Annotated in this window: 14 protein-coding genes; 11 read left to right on the top strand and 3 right to left on the bottom strand. The window is 73.1% G+C overall.

The window, feature by feature from the left end; translation table 11 throughout:
* Window positions 1–105 precede the first annotated feature (105 nt).
* The 8 genes from AB0G20_RS04535 to AB0G20_RS04570 all read left to right on the top strand — a co-directional run bounded on the left by AB0G20_RS04535 (window position 106) and on the right by AB0G20_RS04570 (window position 14,231).
* Window positions 106–1,518, top strand: a complete 1,413-nt coding sequence (locus tag AB0G20_RS04535) for an ABC transporter substrate-binding protein (protein WP_361295633.1) — start codon at window positions 106–108, stop codon at window positions 1,516–1,518.
* Between the two features lie 67 nt (window positions 1,519–1,585).
* Window positions 1,586–2,869, top strand: coding sequence for a sugar ABC transporter permease (locus AB0G20_RS04540; RefSeq protein WP_361295836.1), 1,284 nt, complete (start codon window positions 1,586–1,588; stop codon window positions 2,867–2,869).
* Window positions 2,866–3,726: a carbohydrate ABC transporter permease gene (locus AB0G20_RS04545; protein WP_361295637.1), complete on the top strand. Its 861-nt coding sequence runs from the start codon at window positions 2,866–2,868 to the stop codon at window positions 3,724–3,726. Before AB0G20_RS04540 ends, AB0G20_RS04545 begins: the two co-directional genes overlap by 4 nt.
* Before the next feature lie 142 nt (window positions 3,727–3,868).
* Entirely contained in the window at window positions 3,869–6,130 is a 2,262-nt protein-coding gene (locus AB0G20_RS04550; protein ID WP_361295640.1) for a bifunctional glycosyltransferase family 2 protein/CDP-glycerol:glycerophosphate glycerophosphotransferase, read from the top strand.
* A gap of 174 nt (window positions 6,131–6,304) precedes the next feature.
* Entirely contained in the window at window positions 6,305–8,515 is a 2,211-nt protein-coding gene (locus AB0G20_RS04555) for a CDP-glycerol glycerophosphotransferase family protein (RefSeq protein WP_361295643.1), read from the top strand.
* A gap of 8 nt (window positions 8,516–8,523) precedes the next feature.
* Window positions 8,524–10,764, top strand: coding sequence for a bifunctional glycosyltransferase family 2 protein/CDP-glycerol:glycerophosphate glycerophosphotransferase (locus tag AB0G20_RS04560; protein WP_361295646.1), 2,241 nt, complete (start codon window positions 8,524–8,526; stop codon window positions 10,762–10,764).
* Window positions 10,761–12,599 (top strand): hypothetical protein, encoded by a 1,839-nt coding sequence (locus AB0G20_RS04565; RefSeq protein WP_361295649.1) that lies wholly within the window; start codon window positions 10,761–10,763, stop codon window positions 12,597–12,599. The genes AB0G20_RS04560 and AB0G20_RS04565 overlap by 4 nt, the downstream gene beginning before the upstream one ends.
* 72 nt (window positions 12,600–12,671) lie before the next feature.
* Window positions 12,672–14,231 (top strand): hypothetical protein, encoded by a 1,560-nt coding sequence (locus tag AB0G20_RS04570; protein ID WP_361295652.1) that lies wholly within the window; start codon window positions 12,672–12,674, stop codon window positions 14,229–14,231.
* A 19-nt stretch (window positions 14,232–14,250) separates the two neighbouring features.
* Here the strand turns inward: AB0G20_RS04570 and AB0G20_RS04575 are convergent, their stop codons facing one another.
* On the bottom strand, window positions 14,251–14,664 hold the full coding sequence (locus AB0G20_RS04575) for an organic hydroperoxide resistance protein (RefSeq protein WP_361295655.1): 414 nt from the start codon (window positions 14,662–14,664) through the stop codon (window positions 14,251–14,253).
* A gap of 122 nt (window positions 14,665–14,786) precedes the next feature.
* Here AB0G20_RS04575 and AB0G20_RS04580 point away from each other — a divergent pair, with 122 nt between their 5' ends.
* Window positions 14,787–15,275 carry a MarR family transcriptional regulator gene (locus AB0G20_RS04580; protein WP_361295658.1) on the top strand — a complete coding sequence of 163 codons (489 nt, stop codon included), beginning with the start codon at window positions 14,787–14,789 and terminating at the stop codon, window positions 15,273–15,275.
* Here AB0G20_RS04580 and AB0G20_RS04585 read toward each other — a convergent pair.
* Window positions 15,205–16,785 (bottom strand): glycosyltransferase family 39 protein, encoded by a 1,581-nt coding sequence (locus AB0G20_RS04585; protein WP_361295839.1) that lies wholly within the window; start codon window positions 16,783–16,785, stop codon window positions 15,205–15,207. The genes AB0G20_RS04580 and AB0G20_RS04585 overlap by 71 nt on opposite strands.
* Before the next feature lie 157 nt (window positions 16,786–16,942).
* On the opposite strand from AB0G20_RS04585, the gene AB0G20_RS04590 reads away from it, so the two are divergent.
* Window positions 16,943–18,691: a glycosyltransferase family 2 protein gene (locus AB0G20_RS04590; protein ID WP_361295842.1), complete on the top strand. Its 1,749-nt coding sequence runs from the start codon at window positions 16,943–16,945 to the stop codon at window positions 18,689–18,691.
* Between the two features lie 72 nt (window positions 18,692–18,763).
* Window positions 18,764–19,744 (top strand): UDP-glucose 4-epimerase GalE, encoded by a 981-nt coding sequence (gene galE / locus AB0G20_RS04595; RefSeq protein ID WP_361295662.1) that lies wholly within the window; start codon window positions 18,764–18,766, stop codon window positions 19,742–19,744.
* Between the two features lie 40 nt (window positions 19,745–19,784).
* On the opposite strand, the gene AB0G20_RS04600 is transcribed toward galE, so the two are convergent.
* Window positions 19,785–20,411, bottom strand: a complete 627-nt coding sequence (locus AB0G20_RS04600; protein WP_361295665.1) for a TetR/AcrR family transcriptional regulator — start codon at window positions 20,409–20,411, stop codon at window positions 19,785–19,787.
* Window positions 20,412–20,492: the final 81 nt, after the last annotated feature.

Below are 20,492 nucleotides of genomic sequence, written 5' to 3' on the forward strand. Positions count from 1 at the left end.
CGCTTGACAGCCGACGCCATCTTGCCGCCCCCGCACACCCGGGCGTAGACCAGATCGCACGGGAGCGCGCTCGACGTTCGACGAGGAACGAAGAACGGGGCAGTCATGCGCATGACGAGCAGCACCATCCGGACACGCTGGTCGCCCAAGCAGGACACGGCGACCCCCCAGCACCGCGGAGCCGCCAAGGCCGCGGCCGCCGTCGCCGCGGGAGCGCTCGCGCTCTCGCTCTCCGCCTGCGGAGGCAGCGACAAGGACACCAGTGGAAGCACGGGCGACAGCGAGGAGACCGCCAACAGCGTCACTCTTCCCAAGCTGGACGGGACGAGCCTGGAGATCGCCGCCGTGTGGAGCGGTACGGAACAGGCCAACTTCAAGAAGGTCCTGGCAGAGTTCGAGAAGCGCACGGGCGCCAAGGTCACGTTCGTGCCCGCACAGGACCCGATCATCAACTTCATCGGTTCCAAGGTGGCCGGCGGGCAGCCGCCGGACATCGCGATGCTGCCGCAGCCCGGCGCCATCAAGCAGGCCGTCGACCGGGGCTGGGCCAAGCCTCTCGGCTCCGAGGGCCTCAAGGAGCTCGGCGAGAACTACTCGCAGGGCTGGCAGGACATCGGCAAGGTGGGCGGCAAGCAGTACGGCGTCTACTACAAGGCCGCCAACAAGTCCCTGATCTGGTACAACAACCAGGTCTTCGAGAACGCCGGGGCGAGTGAGCCCGAGACCTGGCCGGATCTGCTCAAGACCGCGCAGACGGTCTACGACTCCGGCGTCACCCCGTTCTCCGTCGGCGGCTCCGAGGGCTGGACGCTGACCGACTGGTTCGAGAACGTGTACCTCTCGCAGGCCGGGCCGGAGAAGTACGACCAACTGGCCAAGCACGAGATCAAGTGGACCGACCCGTCCGTGAAGGACGCGCTGACCACGCTCGCGCAGGTCTGGGGCAAGCCGGACTACATCGCGGGCGGGGCGAACGGGGCGTTGCAGACCGACTTCCCGGCGTCCGTCACCCAGGTCTTCACCGGCGGGGACCAGCCCAAGGCCGCGATGGTGGCCGCGGGTGACTTCGCGCAGGTCAACATCCCCTCCAGCATGAAGATCGGCACGGACGCGAAGGTGTTCCCGTTCCCGGCGGTCGGTGACAACGGACCGGTGGTCTCGGGCGGCGACGCGGCCGTGATCCTGGAGGACTCGAAGGGGTCGCAGGCCCTGGCCACCTGGCTCGCGTCGCCCGACGCGGCTCAGATCCAGGCCAAGCTGGGCGGCTACCTCTCGCCGAACAAGAACGTGCCGAACTCCGCGTACCCGAACGCGGTGCAGCAGAAGATCGCCAAGGCGCTCATCGACGCCGGTGACGACTTCCGCTTCGACATGTCCGACCAGGCCCCGCAGGCCTTCGGCGGTACGCCCGGCAAGGGCGAGTGGAAGATCCTCCAGGACTTCCTGAAGAACCCGAAGGACATCGCGGGGACGCAGGCGAAGCTGGAGGCCGAAGCGGCCGCGGCCTACGGGAACTGACGTCATGACGCCGGTTCCGGCGGCAGGGGGCACCAAGCCCCCTGCCGCTCCCAAGTCGCGCAAGAGTGTGACCGGCACCCGCAGGACCGTCGCGGCGCTGTTCCTGCTGCCCGCGCTCGTCCTGCTCGGCGCGCTCGTGGTGTACCCGATCGGGTACTCGGTCGTGCGCAGTTTCTACGACCAGTCCGGTGACGGCTTCGCCGGAATAGACAACTACAAGGCCCTCTTCACCGACGAGGGCATCCGCACCGCGCTGAAGAACAACATCATCTGGGTGGTGTTCGCGCCGACGGTCGCGACGGCGCTCGGCCTGATCTTCGCGGTGCTGACCGAACGGGTGCGCTGGGGCACGGCGTTCAAGCTGGTCGTCTTCATGCCGATGGCGATCTCGATGCTGGCGGCGGGCATCATCTTCCGCCTGGTGTACGACCAGGACCCGGACAAGGGCGTGGCGAACGCGGTGTGGGTGGGCGTGCACGACACGTTCTCCCAGGCCTCGGCGTTCCCGAAGGCCCACCCGGGCCGGGACTCGCCGCTGGAGCCGGCCGGCGGCGGCGCCTTCATCACCACGTCGCCCGTCCGCACCGGCGAGCCGGTCTCGCTGCCCCTGGTGGGGGTGGCGCCCGACATGATGCCGGACGGCGCGAAGGCGGCCGCGGCGCCGGAGCCGGAGCCGGACAAGGTCACGGGGACGACCTGGCAGGACTTCACGCGCGGCAAGGGCGTCGGCACGCTCAACAGCGTCGACACGGCCGAACTGGGCTATCCCGGCATGAAGATCGAGGCCGTGAAGGACGGCAGGGTGGTGGCGTCGGCGACGGCCGCCGGCGACGGCACCTTCACGCTGCCCGCCTCGGCCGACGGGGCCCAACTCCGGCTCCCGGCGAGCAACTTCAAGGAGCCGTACAACGGCCTGGACTGGCTCGGCCCGTCCCTGGTCACCCCGGCCATCATCGGCTCGTACATCTGGATGTGGGCCGGCTTCGCGATGGTGCTGATCGCGGCCGGGCTCGCGGGCATTCCCCGGGAGCTGCTGGAGGCGGCCCGGGTCGACGGCGCGAGTGAGTGGCAGGTGTTCAGACGGGTCACGGTGCCGTTGCTGGCGCCGGTCCTCGCGGTCGTCGCCGTCACCCTGATGATCAATGTGCTGAAGATCTTCGACCTGGTCTTCATCATCGCTCCCGGCTCCTCCCAGGACGACGCGAACGTCCTCGCCCTGGAGCTGTACCGCAAGGGCTTCTCCGAGGACCAGCCGGGCATCGCCAGCGCCATCTCGGTGTTCCTGCTGTTGCTCGTGATCCCGGTGATGTGGTTCAACGTGCGTCGGCTGCGGCGGGAGGTGCGGCGATGAAGGCGAAACAGTCGCTGGGGGCCCGACTCGCCGAGGGCGTCAGTGGTGGGCTGGTACGGGTGCTCCTCATCGTGGTCGGCCTGTTCTGGCTGGTGCCGACGATCGGTCTGCTGCTGTCCAGTCTCCGCTCGCCGGAGGACATCGCGGCGAGCGGCTGGTGGAAGGTGTTCACCGAGCCGTCCCAGATCACCTTCGACAGCTACTCGAAGCTGCTGCAGAACGAGGACATCACCAGCAGCCTGCTGAACACCGTGTGGATCACCGTCCCGGCGACCCTGCTGGTGGTGATCATCGGCTCGCTGGCGGGCTACGCCTTCGCCTGGATGGAGTTCCCGGGCCGGGACTGGTGGTTCCTGGGCGTGGTCGGCCTGTTGGTCGTGCCCGTGCAGGTCGCGCTGATCCCGATCGCCGAACTCTTCGGCAAGCTCGGCATCTTCGGCTCGGTGATCGGCGTGGTGCTCTTCCACGTCGGATTCGGTCTGCCGTTCGCGGTGTTCCTGCTGCGGAACTTCTTCGCGGAGATTCCCAGAGAGCTGCTGGAGGCGGCGCGCCTGGACGGGGCCGGTGAACTGCGGCTGTTCTTCCGCGTCGTACTGCCGCTCGGCGGACCGGCGATCGCCGCCCTCGGCATCTTCCAGTTCCTGTGGGTGTGGAACGACATGCTGGTCGCGCTGATCTTCTCGGACTCCGGGAGCCAGCCGATCACGGTCGCACTCCAGACGCAGGTCCGGCAGTTCGGCAACAACATCGACGTGCTGGCACCCGGCGCGTTCATCTCGATGGTGGTCCCGCTGGCCGTCTTCTTCGCGTTCCAGCGGCAGTTCGTGTCCGGCGTGATGGCAGGCGCGGTCAAGTAGCCATCAGAGCAAGGCAGTTGGAGGGGCGGGCCGGGGGCGGGCCGCCCCTTCCGCGTTCCCCCGGATGCCGTAGCCGGCGTAACCAAGTCGGCCCACCGGCCGTTCCCGGGCCGAACGCCCGCGCCGACCGATGGATGGCCTCTTGCCCAGGTTCAGTGTCATTGTCCCCGCGTACCAGGTTCAGGCGTACCTGCACGAGTGCCTCGAATCGGTGCTCTCCCAGTCCTGTCCCGATCTGGAACTGATCGTCGTCGACGACTGCTCGCCGGACGCGTGCGGCACGATCATCGACGAGTTCGCCGCCCGCGACGCGCGCGTACGTCCCGTCCATCTGCCGGAGAACGTGGGCCTGGGCCGCGCGAGAAACGCGGGCGTGGCGCACGCGAGCGGCGACTACCTGCTGTTCCTCGACAGCGACGACACCCTCACGCCCGACGCGCTGCGGGCGATCGCCGACCGGCTGAAGGAGACGGGCGAGCCGGACGTGCTGGTCTTCGACTACGCGCGCACCTACTGGACGGGGGAGGCGATCCGCAACCAGGCGGCCCTCCAGCTCACCGAGCAGGGCCCGGCGCCGTTCCGCCTGGAGGACCGGCCGGGGCTGCTGCGGCTGCTGATGGTCGCCTGGAACAAGGCCTACCGGCGGGAGTTCGTCGAGCGGGAGGGGTTCGTCTTCCCGCCCGGTGTCTACGAGGACACGCCGTGGACGTATCCGGTGCTGATGACCGCCGAGTCGATCGCGACCCTCGACCGGGTCTGCGTGCACTACCGGCAGCGGCGGCAGGGCAGCATCCTGCGCACCACCAGCGAGCGGCACTTCGACGTCTTCGAGCAGTACGAGCGGGTCTTCGCGTTCGTCGACGAGCGTCCCGAACTGGCCCGGTGGCGGCCGGTGTTGTTCCGCCGCATGGTGCACCACCTGGCGATCGTGTACTCCCGGCGGGACCGGCTGCCCCGGGGCTCGCGGGCGGACTTCCTGCGCCGGGCCCGGGCCCACTACCGCCGCTACCGCACACCCGGCGTCCCCCTCCCCCTGCGCTGCCGGATCCACCACGTCCTGATCCGCTTCGGTCTGCACCGCACCTACCGCACCCTCCAGCTGGCGTCGGCCCTGCACCGCGGCGCCGCCCGGGCCACCGGCAAGCTGCTGCGGGGCCTGCGGTCGGCCGCCCTCAGGACCCACTACCGCGTCCAGCGCTGCCTGCCGCTGCGCGCCGACCGCGCCGTCTTCGCCGCCTACGACGGCCGTGGCCACGGCTGCAACCCGGGCGCGCTGGAGAGCGCGTTCCGCGACCTCGCGCCGCACATCCGCACGGCGTGGATCGCCCGCCGCGAGCACCACCACACGATCCCGCCCGGCCCGCGCCGCCTCGTCCCCGGGACGGCCGCCTACTGGACGGCGCTCGCCCGCTCCCGCTACCTGGTCAGCAACACCGGCTTCGACGACCGCCTGGCCAAGCGCCGGGGCCAGGTCCTGATCCAGACCGGGCACGGCACCCCGCTGGGCCACATCGGCCTCGACCTCCAGGAGCGCCCTGCGGCGGCCTGCGGCCGGGACTTCGCGCGGCTGCTGAAGGACGTCGACCGGTGGGACTACGTGCTGTCCGCCAACCTCCACACCACGCTGACCCACGAGCGCGTCCACCCCGGCCGCTACACGACGCTGGAGTACGGCTACCCCCGCAACGACGTGTTCCGGACGGCGACCCCGGCGGACGTGGCCCGGCTGCGCGCCTCGCTCGGCATCCCGCAGGGCGCGGTGGCGATCCTGTACGCGCCGACCCACCGCGACTACCGCCGCTCCCAGCGCCACACCCTCGACCTCCAGCGGATCGTGCGCCGCCTCGGCCCGCGCTTCGTCGTCCTGGCCCGCGCCCACCACGCCTACGACGCCCCCCTGACCAGCACCTGCGGCCGGGTCGTCGACGTCTCCGAGCACCCGAGCGTGGAGTCGCTCTGCCTGGCCTCGGACGCCCTGGTCACGGACTACTCGTCGCTGATGTTCGACTACGCCAACCTGGACCGGCCGATCGTGGTCCACGCCGACGACTGGGAGGCGTACGACGCGGCCCGCGGCACCTATTTCGACCTGCGCGACTTCCCGCCGGGCGCGGTCGCCCGCGGCGAGGACGAACTGATCGACATCTTCGCCACCGGTCACTGGCGCGGCTCCCGCTCGGCCCAGCTGCGGGCGGCGTTCCGCGAGCGGTTCTGCACCTACGACGACGGCCGGGCCGCCGAGCGGGTCGTGCGCCGGGTCGTCCTCGGCGAATCGGAGCTGCCGCCGGTCGTGCCGCTCGGCGAGCGCCGCCCGGTGCCCTCGGCGGCGGCCTCGCTGACCCGGGAGCCGCTCACCACGGTGCCGCTGCCGGCCGGCCCCCACGCCGTCACCGACAGCCTCTGACCACGGTTCTCACTCCGGGGAGTCCCCATGCCCTCCAGCCCGTCGCGGCCGACACCCAGCAGGCCGCCCTCCTGGCGCCCGTCCGGGCGGCCGGGACGCCCGCGCGCCGCCTGAGACGGCCCTCCTCCAGCAGACCCGCCCCCAGCGGACCCGCCTCCTGACAGAAAGAGCAGAATGCCCCGCTTCAGCATCGTCGTCCCGTCCCATGGGGTCGCGGGCCGGCTGTCCCAGGCGCTGGACTCGGTCCTCGCCCAGTCGTTCGGCGACTTCGAGCTGATCCCGGTGTGCGACGCACCCGACGCACCGGCGGCGGACGTCGTCGCCGGGTACGCCGAGCGGGACTCCCGGGTGACGCCGGTGCACTCGCCGCCGTCGGCCGGTCTGGCCGGGGCGCGCAACACCGGGCTGAAGGCGGCGGTCGGCGGCCATGTGCTGTTCCTCGACGGCGACGACGTCCTGGTCCCGGGGGCGCTGGCGGCGCTGGACGCCCGGCTGCGCGAGACCGGCGATGCCGACGCCCCGGTGGACGTCCTGTACTTCGAGCACGAGCGCACCCCCTGGTGGGAGGGCGAGCCGACCAACCCGGCGGCGCCCCTGCTCGCGCGGACACCGAAGGGGGCCTTCTCCCCCGGCCGGGCCCCGCAGCTCACGGGCGTGACGCTCCCGGCGTGGAGCGCGGTCTACCGCCGGGCGTTCCTCACCGAGCGGGGTCTCGCCTTCCCCGGCGACCACTTCACCGACGTCGGCTTCGGCGGGCTGGTCGCCCTGCGGGCGGAGCGTGTGGCGGCCCTGCGCGCGGTCGTCGTCCGGCACCTGCTGCGCAGGCAGGGCAACCGGCTGGGCCTGCCCGGCGAGCACCACGCCGAGCTGCTGGACCAGACCGAGCTGGTGCTGACGCGGGCCGCGGAACAGGACCTGCCGGCGGACCGGCTGAAGCCGCTGTTCGAGCAGCTCTTCGCCGCCGTGCTGAAGACGGCCGCCCACCCACGGCGGCTGACGTCCGGACGCCGCGCCTTCTTCCGGCGGGCGAGCGCGCTCTACCGGCGGCACCGCCCCGCCGGTTACCGGGCGCCCGGCGGCAGCGTCGGCGTCCAGCACCGGCTGCTGGCCTCGGGGTCGTACGCGGCGTTCCGGACCCTGCGCGCCGCCAACCGGACAGCGTCGCGGGCCGCCGCGCTGCTCCCCCGGCCGCGGGGACTGCGCACCCGGCTGCGCTACGCGGCCGCCCTGCGCCTCCCGCTCGACCGGAACCTCGTCGTGTACTGCGCGTACTGGGGCCGCGGCTACGCCTGCAACCCGGCCGCGATCCACGCCAAGGCCCGCCTGCTCGCCCCACAGCTGCGCTCGGTCTTCCTGGTGGAGCCGGAGGCGGTGGGCAGCGTGCCGCCGGGCGTCGACCACGCGGTGATCGGCAGCCGGAAGTACTGGCAGGTGCTGGCCCGCGCCGCGTACCTGGTCAACAACGCCAACTTCGCGGACGCCGTGGTCAAGCGCCCCGGCAGCGTGCACCTCCAGACCCAGCACGGCACCCCGCTGAAGACGATGGGCGCCGACCAGGCGACGTACCCCGTGGTGGCCGCGGCGACCGGCAGCTTCGCCAAGCTGCTGGCCCGGGTGGACCGCTGGGACTACAACCTCACCTCCAACCGGCACTCCACCGAGATGTGGGAGCGGGCGTTCCCGAGCACGCACGAGACCCTCGAGTACGGCTATCCGCGCAACGACGTCTACTGCACGGCGTCCGCCGAGGACGTCGCCCGCGTCCGCAAGGAACTGGGCGTCCCCGACGGCAAGAAGGCCCTGCTCTACGCGCCCACGCACCGCGACTACGCCACCGGCTTCGAATCGGGCCTGGACCTGGCGGAGTTCTGCGACGCGATCGGCGACGACTACGTGGTGCTGCTGCGCGCCCACTACTTCTACGACCAGGGGTCGAGCAGGAGCGGCGGCCGGATCATCGACGTCACCGGGCACCGCTCCTCGGAGGACGTGTGCCTGGCCGCGGACGCGCTGATCACCGACTACTCGTCGATCATGTTCGACTACGCCAACCTGGACCGGCCGATCGTCGTGTACGCCGACGACTGGGACGTCTACCGGGAGACCCGGGGCGTCTACTTCGACCTGATGGCGCTCCCGCCCGGCCGGGTCGCCCGCACACCCGAGGAGCTGGCGGCCGTCTTCCGCGACGGCTCCTGGGCGGACGAGTCCGCCACGTCCCTGCGGGCCGCCTTCCGGGAGCGCTTCTGCCAGTTCGACGACGGGCGTGCCGCCGAGCGCGTCGTGCGCCGGGTGCTGCTGGGGCAGCCGCCCGAGTCGATCCCGCCCGTGATCCCGCTCGCGGAGCGCGTCCCGGCCCCCGCCGCCACCCTCGTGAGGAGCTGACCGAAGAAGTGCCCCGCTTCAGCATCATCGTCCCCGTCTACAAAGTGCAGGGCTTCCTGCGCGAGTGTCTCGACTCGGTGCTCGGCCAGTCCTACGGCGACTTCGAGGTGATCGCCGTGGACGACCGCTCGCCCGACGGCAGCGGCACGATCCTCGACGAGTACGCCGCCCGCGACACCCGGGTGCGGGTGCTGCACCTGCCCGAGAACGTGGGCCTCGGCCGGGCCCGCAACGCCGGTCTCGCGCAGGCCGCCGGCGACTACGTCCTGTTCCTGGACAGCGACGACCACTACACACCCGGCCTGCTGGCCGCCGTCGCCGCCCGCCTCGCGGCGACCGGCGACCCGGACATCCTGGTCTTCGACCATGTGCGCACCCACTGGTGGGGCCGGGGCGGGCGCAGCGAGGCGGCGGACCTGCTGGCCGCGGCGGGCCTGGAGACGTTCGGCATCCGGGAGAGCCCGCAGTATCTGAACCTGTTCCTGGTCGCCTGGAACAAGGCCTACCGGCGGTCGTTCTTCGAGGAGCACGCCCTTCAGTACGCGCCGGGGCTGTACGAGGACGCGCCGGTCACCTACCGGTCGATGGTGCTGGCCGACCGCATCGCCTGTCTCGACCGGATCGGCGTGGAGTACCGGCAGCGCCGGCAGGGCGCGATCACCAAGACGCCCGGGCGCCGGCACTTCGACATCTTCGCGCAGTACGAGGGCCTGTTCACGTTCCTGGAACAGCGCCCCGACCTCGACTGGGCGCGGCCGCTGCTGCTGGAACGGGCGCTGGACCACATGCTGTTCGTGCTGGCCCGCGAGGACCGGGTACGGCCCGCGGACCGGGGCGACTTCTACCGGGAGATCCGCTCCTTCCACCGCCGGCACCTCCCCGAGGGCGGCTTCCCGCTGCCGGACGGCTGGCGCGGGGCCGAGATGCGGCTGCTGGCCTCGGCGCCCTACGAGTCGTACGCGGCGGCACGCGGGCTGCGCGATCTGCGCGCGGCCGCCCTGGGCGGGCAGCGGCGGGTGGCGAAGAGGGCGTCGGAGACGGCCCTGCGCGGCTGGTACGCGGCCCAGTCGAAACGCCCCCTCGATCCGCACCTCGCCGTCTACTCGGCGACCCACCACCGGGGTGTGTCCGGTGACCCTGCCGCGATCTACGAGAAGGCGCGCGAGATCGCCCCGCACATCCGGGGCGTGTGGGTGGTCCGGGAGGACGCGGTGGACGCGCTGCCGCCCGGCGTCGACCATGTGACGCCGGGCTCGCGGCGCTACCACGAGGTCATGGCGCGGGCCACGTACTGGGTGAACAACGTCAACTGGCCCGGCACCCTGGCCAAGCGGCCCGGCAGCGTCCACATCCACACCCACCAGGGCACCCCGCTCAAGTACATGGGCGCCGACCTGCTGACCAAGCCGGGCGCCCGGCACGGCTTCGACGTGCCGCAGATGCTGCGCCGCGCCGACCGCTGGGACTACAGCCTGGTCGCCGGGCGGCACGCGGAACGGGCGTGGGAGCGGGCGTACCCGTGCCACTTCACCTCGCTGCGGACCGGCAGCCCGCGCAACGACGTGCTGGTCGGCGCCGGTCCGGAGCGGGGCCGGGAGGTGCGCGAGCGGCTCGGCATCCCGTCCGGTGACACGGTCGTGCTGTACGCGCCGACCCGTCGCGACTACCGCCGGGGCGGCCATGTCGACCGGTTCGACCTGGCCCGGTTCGCCGAGGACCTGGGCCCCGGGCACACGCTGGTCGTCCGTCTGCACCCGTCGCTGGCGGTGGGTGTCGCGCGGGGACTCGGCCTGGCCGACCTGCACCGGCGGGGCGTGCTGGTGGACGTCACCGACGAGCCGCACGTCGAGGACGTGATGCTCGCCTCCGACGTGCTGGTCACCGACTACTCCGCCCTGATGTTCGACTACGCCCTGCTGGACCGGCCGATCGTCGTCCACGCCGACGACTGGGGGGCGTTCGCGGCGAGCCGGGGCGCCTACTTCGACGTCACGGCCGACGCGCCAGGCCATGTGTCGCGCTCATACCGCGAGCTGGCCTGGCTGTTCGCGTCCGGTACCTGGCAGGACGGGGAGGCGGCGCGGCTGCGGGCGGGCTTCCGGGAGCGGTACTGCGAGTTCGAGGACGGGCAGGCCGCCGAGCGGGTCGTCCGCCTGCTGATGCTGGGTGAGCGGGGCGGTGCGCTGCTGCCCGCGGCCCGCCGGACCGAGGGCGCCCACACACGACCCGAGGCGCTGATCGACAGATGAGGACTCCCGCGACCCCCGAGGCCGTCCCCTCCCTGCCCGGCCAGCGGGCCTCCTCGGCCCGGCCGCCGGCCGCCGCCGAGCCGCTGCGTCCGGTGCACTGGTGGCATGCCGCCCTGGTCGCCGTGCCCACCGCCGCCCTGTTCGTGCTGGGCTACCGGCGCCGCTGGATCTGCGACGACGGGCTCATCTACCTGCGCCCGGTCCGGCAGATCCTGGCGGGCAACGGGCCCGTGTTCAACGTCGGGGAGCGGGCGGAGAGTTCGACCGGCACCCTCTGGCAGTGGCTGCTCGCCCTCGCCACCTGGGTCACCGGCGAGGACCCGGCGTTCCTGGCGGTCGGGCTGGGTCTGCTGCTGAGCACCGCCGGGTTCGCGTTCGCCCTGCTCGCCACGTGCCGACTGCACCGGGGTGCGGGGCCGCTGCTCCCGGCGGGCGTGTTCGTGCTGCTGGCCGTGCCGCCGTTCTGGTCGTACATGACCTCGGGTCTGGAGAGCGGCCTCGGCACCTTCTGGACCGGCCTGTCGTGGTGGCTGCTGACGCGGACCCGGCGCGGTCAGGAGGTCCGGCAGACGTGCACGGCTGCCTTCGTGTTCGGGCTGGGTGCGCTGGTCCGGCCCGATCTGGCGGTGGTCACGGCGTGCTTCCTGGCGGCCCAGTGGTGGGTGCTGCGGCCCTCCCGGAGGGGTACGGCGGCGATGCTGGCGTCGGCGGGGGCGGTGCCGCTGGCGTACGAGGTCTTCCGGGCGGGGTACTACGGGATCCTGGTGCCGCTGCCCGCCATCGCCAAGGAGGCGAGCGCCAGCGACTGGGGCCGGGGCGCCGGGTATGTCCAGGAGACGCTCGGGCCATACTGGCTGTGGCCCGTCGTACCGGTGCTCGGCGCGCTGGCCGTCCTGCTGGTGCGGCGCACGCGCAGGCGGCGGCAGGACCGCGTGCCGGTGCGGGCCTCGCTCGCGGTGCTGCTGGCGCCGCTCGCGGCGGGCCTGCTGCTGGCCGGGTACGTCGTGCGCGTCGGCGGCGACTACATGCACGCCCGCATGATCCTTCCCGCGCTTCTGCTGCTGCTCCTGCCGGTGCTGGTGGTGCCCGCGACCAGGTTCACGGGTGTCGCGAGCGCGCTGCTGGCGGTGTGGCTGTGCGCGACGGTCAGTCCGCTGCGGGCGCCGTTCGACGTGCGCAGCACGCCCGGCTCGTTCAACGTGCGCAGCTCCGACGTGGAGGGCCTCGGCGACCACAACCCGGTGCGCACCGCCACCTGGGTGGACAACTGGCCCGCCCTGCCGGAGGGGCGCGCCATGCTGGCGCGGGCCGAGCGCGCGCCGGGGCCGACCCTGCTCTACTTCGACGCCGAGCGGCGGCTGCACGCCACGCCGATGCGGGCGGACTCCCCGTACCAGGTGGTGATCGTGGGTCGTCATCTCGGAGTGACGGGAGCGGCGGCGCCGCTGAACGCCTACGTCAACGACGCCTGGGGGCTGGCCAGTCCCGTCGGCGCGCATCTGGCGCTGGAGCGGTGGAGCTGGCCCGGGCACGAGAAGTTCCTGCGCAACTACTGGGTCTTCGCGGAGTGGGCGGCCGAGCACCCGCCGCAGCGCGACCTGCTGCGCGCCGGGGCCTCGCGGGAGGCGGTCGAGGCGGCCCGGGCCGCGCTGGGCTGCGGCGAACTCGCCGAGCTGCGGGAGTCGGTGCGCGCACCGCTCACCGCCGAGCGGTTCTGGCAGAACCTCACCGGGGCGGTCGAGCGGACCCGGTTCCGCTTCGCGCGCTGGCCGGCGGCGGCGCAGCAGGCGCTGTGCGACCGACCGGCAGGTGGCGGTAGCGGCCTCACCCGATGAAGTGATCCGAGGTCAGGGCATGCGTAGGGGCGGGAACATTCGGCGCATGCCCCAGACCCCTTCCACCCTCCTGTGAGCGCCCCGGCCCTCGTCCGGCGGGCCGTGCGCGGCGCGACGGCCCTGCGCGGCGGCCGTGCCGGGCGGCTCACCCCGTACCAGTTCTACGGCGCCCTGTTCTGGCTGGTGATGACGCTGGCGTACTGGCGGATCCCGCTGTGCTGCGACGCCGGACAGCACGCGGCGGTCGTCGAGCGCCTCAAGGCCGACCTGCTCCACCCGGCCCACACCATGGCGGACCTGCCGGGCGCGGGCAGCCCGTACTACGGCCCCTACGCCGTCGCCCAGGGCGTGCTGGCACGGCTGACGGGGCTGTCCGGCTGGGAGGTCGTGAAGCTCGCCGGGCCGGTGCATCTGCTGGTGCTGCTGACGGGCCTCGGCCGCTTCGTCAGGACCCTCACCCCACGCCCCTGGGCGCCGGTGTGGGCCCTGCTGTTCATGACGCTGCTGTGGGGCACGGTCCGGATCCTGTGGAGCGGCTACCTCGGGCTGATGTCGATGACGACGAACCTGGGCTACCCGTCCGCGATCGCCATCGGGCTGACGTTCTGGGCGTGGGCCTGGACGGGCACCCGCGCGCGGGGCGACGCCCCCGCCGTGCGGTTCGTCGGTCCGAGCGGCCTCGGCGGCTGGTGGGGGTACGCCGGGATCGGCGCCCTGTACGGGCTGATCCTGCTCACGCATCCCGTCACGGCCGCCTCGGCGCTCACCGGGGCGGTGGCGATCGTGGCGTCCCGGCAGCGCGGCTGGCGCCGGCCGGTCGTGGCGCGCTGGGCGCTCACCGGGCTGGCCTGCGCGACGGTCGCCGTGGCCTGGCCGTACTACGACGTCCTGGGGCTGGTGCGCGACACCGGCATGGACGCGATGCACCGGCAGCTGTACGAGAGGATGCTCGCCAATTCCTGGCTGGCGCTGCTCGGCCTGCCCGCACTCTGGGCGCGGGCCCGCCGGTCGGCGCGTGATCCGCTGGTGCTGATGTTCCTGCTGGAGTGCCTGCTGGTGGCGTACGGCTGGGTCAGCGGGCACTACACGTACGCCAGGGCCCTGTGGGCCCTGCTGGTGCCGCTGCAGTTCGCCCTGGCGGTGGAGCTGGCGGCGCCCCGGCCCTGGCACCGGGCCCGGCGGGTGCTGGGCGGGGCGGCGGCGGTCGGGGTGTGCGTCGGGTTCGTCACCGTGCACGCCGGGGCGGTCGTGCCGCGCTCGGCCGACCCGGTGGGGTTCCCGCAGCCGACGCGCTGGCCGTCGTACGACTGGGCGGCGCGGCACATCGGGCCCGGCGAGGTGGTGATCACCGACGGGTACCTCGCCAGTCACGCCATCGCCGGGTACGGGCCGAACCTCGCCGCGCCCATCTGGCCCGACCCCGCCCTGGACGAGCGGAAGCGGGAGCGCCGGGCGGCCGACGTCCGCGCCTATCTCGCCCCCGGCTCGACCCGCGCCGAGCGGTCCGCCGTCGTCCGCCGCTACCACGTGCGCTGGCTGCTGCTGACGCGCTGGCACCCGGTGCCCGAGGAGGCCGTGGTGGTGGCGTGGAGCAGACGGACGGGGGAGGTGCTGGCGCGGGTCGGGGGGTGACCCGCGTCGGCTCTCGGGGTTACTCGATGACGAGGTCGACCTCGATGTTGCCGCGGGTGGCGTTGGAGTACGGGCAGACCTGGTGGGCCTGCTCGACCAGCTTGCGGCCGGTCGCCTCGTCCACGCTGTCGGGCAGCTCCACGCGGAGGACGACGGCGAGCCCGAAGCCCTCGCCCTGCTTGCCTATGGAGACCTCGGCGGTCACGGCGGCGTCACTGACGTCGACCTTGGCACCACGGCCGACGAGGCCGAGGGCGCTGCCGAAGCAGGCGGCGTAACCGGCGGCGAAGAGCTGCTCGGGGTTGGTGCCCTGGCCGTTGCCGCCCATCGCCTGGGGCAGGCCCAGCGGGAGGTCCAGCACGCCGTCGGAGCTGACGGCCCGGCCCTCGCGGCCGTGGGTGGCGGTGGCGACAGCGGTGTAGAGCGAGTCCATGGAAAACCTTCCCTCTCACATCAACGTTCGGCGGCCCGCTTCCGGGCCGCCTGACATCCAGAATTAGAGCACACAATTCAGTTGTGCGCAATTGAATGGTGGGCACGAGCTATCTTGGAGGCATGAACACGCCGGACGACGACTGGCTCCGCCTGGACCAGCAGATCTGCTTCTCCCTGCACGCGGCCTCCCGCGCCTTCAACGGCGTCTACCGCGGGATCCTCAAGGACCTCGGACTCACCTACCCGCAGTACCTGGTGATGCTGGTGCTGTGGGAGCACGACGAGCTGCCCGTGAAGAAGCTCGGCGAGCACCTGCGTCTCGACTCCGGCACGCTGTCGCCGCTGCTCAAGCGGCTGGAGGCGGCCGGTCTGGTCCGCCGGGAGCGCAGTGCGCGCGACGAGCGGTCGGTGGAGGTGCGGCTGACCGAGGAGGGCGTCGCGCTGCGCGGGCGGGCGCTTCAGGTGCCGCGCCGGATCGCCTCCTCGACCGGCTTCGGCCCCGAGGAGGTCCGCGCCCTGCGCGCCCGCCTGGACGAGCTCACCACCGCACTGGACGCGGCCGCGCTCGCGGAGCCGCCGGCCGGCCCGCCGGCAGACGAGCGGTCGTAGCGGCGCCGGGCGGCACCTCGGACACGTCCGGCGGCACTTCGGACACGCCCGGTGGCACCTCGGCCCGCTCCCGCCGGACGTGGAGGCGGAGCACCACGTCGTCCCTGACGTGTTCCTCCCGGACGGCGAACTCCTCCTCCAGGACGGCGAGCTTGGTGCGCTCGACCGGGTCGGGCGGAGACCAGCGCGGGTCCAGCGCAGACCGCTCGGCGACGACCCAGACGCGGTCCACCGGGGCGAGCCGCTGCCGCAGCTCCCCGGGGGTCGCCTCCAGCCCCCACAGCGTTCCGGAGCGGGGCGCGGACTCCCGCAGCGCGATGTCCCGCGCCCGCCGGAACCCCTTCGGGTAGGCCAGCGCGGCGAGCCTGCCGACGGACGGCACGAACAGCACCGGGTCGCCGGGGCGCATCTGGCGGACGGCGAGCGCGGAGACCACGGCGAGGTTGTCCGGGCGGTGGGCGGCGGACCGGTCCTGGCGGTGCACCGGGAGCTGACTCAGGAAGGTGACGGTGAGGGCGAGGACGCCGGTGACGCCCACGGCGGCCCGCACCCGCCGGCCGCCGACCCGCATCCGCCGCCCGTCGAACCGCACCCGCCCCAGCGCTCCGGCCACCCGCCCGGCCCCGGCCGCGACCAGCAGGGACGCGCCCGCCAGCGCGTAGAGCACGTACCGGTCGTGGTAGAGCGGCCGGACCTGCGACACGGTCATCAGGATCCCCGGCGGCACCAGCAGCAGCGGCAGCGCGACCGCGGCCGTCCGCCGCTCCCTCAGTCCCACGGCCATCAGCAGCAGCGACCCCCAGAACACCGGCCCCGCCGGGCCGGGCGAGAAGTTCCGGGCCAGCTTCCCGACCCGGTCCCACCCCGGCGACACCAGCCACGCCACCTGCCCGGACTGCCCCTGCGACACCCACACCAGCGGCAGCAGGAGCAGCACCACCGCCCCCGCCGCACGCCCCCAGCCGGACCACACCCTCCTCGGCACCCGCAGCAGGGCCAGCGCCACCGCGTGCGCGGCCAGCACCGGCACCGCCAGCTCGTGCAGCACACAGGTCAGCGCGACGACCGTCCCGTACGGCCACCACGCCCGGACACCCACCCCGTCCACGACTCTCAGGAGCAGCAGCGTCGCCCCCGCCACACCCGCCGCGACCAGCGCGTACGACCGTCCCTCCTGGGCGTAGTGGCCGGTCATCGGGGTGATCGCGTAGAGGACACCGGCCCACAGGCCGACCCGGGGCCCGGCCAGCCGGACGCCCAGGGCCGCGACCAGGCCGGCGGTCGCCGTCGCCGCGCACACCGACGGCAGGCGCAGTACGACCTCCCCCGGATGGACGGCGAGGACGGCGTGCATGAACAGGTAGTACAGGCCGTGCACCGCGTCCACGTCGTGCAGCAGCCGCCAGATCTGCGGGACCGTGCGCTGCGCGACCTGGAACGTGACGCTCTCGTCGCCCCACATGCCGCCGCGGTCCAGGCCCCACAGCCCGATCGCGAGCATCACCGCCATGGGCACCGCCACGGGCAGCACCCCCGCGCCGAACCGGCCGCTCCCCCTCGACTGTCCGCTCTTCACGGCCCGATTCTGTGCCGAATCAGAGGCTTCATCAGGGTTTGATGGTGTGTTATCACTTTCATGTCATTCGCCCGGCTTACGATCCGCCATGATGAATGCCGAGAGTGAGACCGCGAGGGACACCGAGAGGCCGCCTGCCGAGGTCGCCGTCGTGGTGATCGGTCACGACGACGCCGCGCATGTGACGGACGCCGTGCGCTCGGCGCTCGCCCAGGGACCGGCCGTGCGCGAGGTGGTGGCCGTCGACGACTGCTCCACGGACGGCAGCGCCGGCCTCCTCGACCGGCTCGCCGCCTCGGAGCCACGCCTGAAGGTGATCCGCCGCCGGGTCAACAGCGGCGGCTGCGGCACCCCGCGCAACACCGGGCTCAACGCCGTGACCTCGCCGTATGTGATGTTCCTGGACAGCGACGACGTCCTGCCGCCGGGTGCGGTCGACGCGCTGCTCGCAGCGGCCGAGGGTGCGCACGCGGAGGTCGCGAGCGGCCTGTGCGTACGCCGGGAGCTGCCGTCGGGGCGCGAAGTCCCCTGGCAGCCACGCCTCTACGCGCTGCACGCCGTGGTGCCGCACCCCGCTCGGCGACCGCGTCTGGTCCACGACACGCTCTGCGTCAACAAGCTCTACCGCACCGGCTTCCTGCGGGCGCACGGCATCCGTTTCCCCGAGGGCCGCTTCCCGTACGAGGACGTCGTCTTCACCGCGCGCGTGCTCGCCGCCGCTCCGCGCATCGCCCTGGTCCCGGACCGGGTGTACGTCTGGCACGTGCGCCGGTCGGCCGAGCGGCTGTCGATCTCTCTGAACCGGTGTGGCGTCGAGAACTGGCGGGCCCGTACGGAGGCGTGCCGGCAGGCGTACGAGGTGCTGCTGGGCGCCGGGCAGAAGGACCTCGCGCGGGCGACGCGCGCCAAGTTCCTCGACCACGACCTGCGGATGTACGTGCGCGAACTGGGGTTGCGCGACGCCGCCTACCGGCGCGCGTGGTGGGAGCTCGCGCGAGCGCACCTCGCGGAGTACGACGCCGACGACTGGGCGCGCAACCCGGCCGCTCCCGGCCGACTGGCCGGGCGGGTCGTCCTGGCCTCCCCGGAGCCGCGCGACCTGCCCCGGCTGCGGGAGCTCGCGGCCCGCCCGGCCCGCCTGTACCCGCCGTACGCCCGTGCGGCGGACGGCACGCCCGTCTGGTCGGACGACCTCGCGCAGGTCTCCCTGGAGCCCCTGCAGGCCCGGCCGGTGCGCGCGCTGCCCCTCGCCGTCGACGCGGAGCTGCGGCCGGGCGCGCGCGGCACGCGGCTGCGGCTGCGCCTGCACGAGCTGTACGGGCGGGTGGCGCAGGCGGGGCCGGAGGCGGTGGACGTGGAGTGGCGGCACCGGGACGACGGGGACGTGGTGGTCCGGGGCGCGAGCGTGGCACTCGTGCCGTGCGCGGGGGGCTTCGGGACTGCTGGGGCGGCCGGCACAGTTGGGGCGGCTGGGGCTGATGGTCCTACCGGTTCTGACGGTTCTGCCGCTTCCGGTGATTCCGGTGATTCCGCCGGTTCCGTCTGCGCCTGGTCGGCGGAGACGGGCGTCGACCTCGCCGCACTGGCCGCACCCGGCGCGGGCACCTGGGACCTGCGTCTTCGCATCCGCTTCCGCGACGGCGCCGGCCGCGACGTCACGGCGCACGCGCTCACGGGCGCCGGTCTGCTGCGCCGCAGCGCCGTCCCGAGCGCCCGGCACGGCGTGGTACTCGTACAGCCGTACACCACCCACTCCGGCTCGCTGGCGCTGCGGGTGGCCCCCGGCGTGCGCGGTGTGCTGTCGGTCGCACGCGCACGACTGCGCCGCCTGCTTCACTGAGAGCACGACGACCACGACGGATCAGCGCACAGCACCACCACCACGGGTCAACTGACGAGGGGACGGCCGCACATGACCTGGTTGATCACGGGCGGCGCCGGTTACATCGGCGCGCACGTCGTACGGGCGATGACCGCGGCCGGCGAACAGGCGGTGGTGTACGACGACCTGTCCACCGGCATCGCCGAGCGCGTGCCCGACGGGGTGCCGCTGGTGGTGGGCTCGACCCTGGACGCCGAGCGGCTCGCCCGCACCCTCGCGGACCACTCGGTCACCGGGGTCGTCCACCTGGCGGCGAAGAAGCAGGTGGGCGAGTCCGTCGAACTGCCGCTGCACTACTACCGGGAGAACGTCGAGGGCCTGCGGATCCTGCTGGACGCCGTGACGGCGGCGAAGGTGCCGTCCTTCGTCTTCTCCTCCTCGGCGGCGGTGTACGGCATGCCGGACGTGGACCTGGTCACGGAGGAGACGCCGTGCGTGCCCATGTCGCCGTACGGCGAGACCAAGCTGGCCGGTGAGTGGCTGGTCCGCGCGACGGGCCGGGCCACCGGTCTGTCGACGGCGTCCCTGCGCTACTTCAACGTGGCGGGCGCGGCGGGCCCCGAGCTCGCGGACACCGGCGTCTTCAACCTCGTGCCCATGGTCTTCGAGAAGCTCACGCAGGACGCCCCGCCGCGCATCTTCGGCGACGACTACCCGACCCCGGACGGCACCTGCGTACGCGACTACATCCACGTCGTCGACCTGGCCGAGGCCCATGTCGCGGCGGCCAGGGTCCTGCGCTCCTCCCCCGGCCGCGACCTCACGCTCAACATCGGCCGGGGCGAGGGCGTCTCCGTCCGCGAGATGATCGACCGCATCAACGCGGTCACCGGCTACGACCGGCCGCCCGCTGTCGCCCCCCGCCGCCCGGGCGACCCGGCCCGCGTCGTCGCCTCCGCCGACCGCGCGGCCACGGAACTGGGCTGGAAGGCCCGGCTCGACGTGCAGGACATGATCACGTCCGCGTGGGAGGGGTGGGTGCGGCTGCACCCGGAGGCCCGGCGAGGCTGACGCAGTACGGGTCGGCCCGGAGGACCTCCTCCCCGGCCCCCTACAGCGCCCGCAACGCCTCCGACGTCGCCCTGGCCAGCGAGCCGAGATACCCCTTCGGCAGCTTGGGGTTGCGGATCACCACCGAGCGCCAGTACAGCGGGCCGGAGATCAGGTCGAGGGCGAGGTCGTGGTCGATGCCCGGGCGGAGCTCGCCGCGGCGTTCCGCCGCCGTCACAATGCCGGTGGCGACGCCGTCCTGCCCCTCGCGCAGGGCCTTCTGCAGGGCTTCGGCGATGTCGGGGTTGCGAGCCGCCTCGGCCTGGAGGTCGGGGATGACCTGCGAGGCGACGGGGTGGCGCAGCGCGCGGGACGTCACCTCGTAGAGGAGCCGCAGGTCTCCCTCCAGCGAGCCGGTGTCCGGCGCGGGCAGGCCCTGGACGGCGAGCGCCGAGACGATGTCGAGGACGAGGTGCAGCTTCGAGCGCCAGCGGCGGTACACCGCCGTCTTCCCGACCCCCGCCCGCCGCGCGATCCCCTCGATGGACATCCGCGCGTAGCCGACGGCCGCGAGCTCCTCGAAGACGGCCGCCCGGATCGCTTCCGTCACGTCCTCCCGCAGTACGGCCGCCCCCGCGGGGGCCCGGCGGCGCCGGGGCTGCTGGGGCTCGTCGGGCTTCGTCGTCATGCCGACAGCATAGGGCGTCACGACGAAACGGTTGCGTTCCGACGCTCGTCCGACGTACGCTCCCGTTACGACGATACGGTC

Source organism: Streptomyces sp. NPDC024017 (assembly GCF_040638895.1).
Classification (GTDB): domain Bacteria; phylum Actinomycetota; class Actinomycetes; order Streptomycetales; family Streptomycetaceae; genus Streptomyces.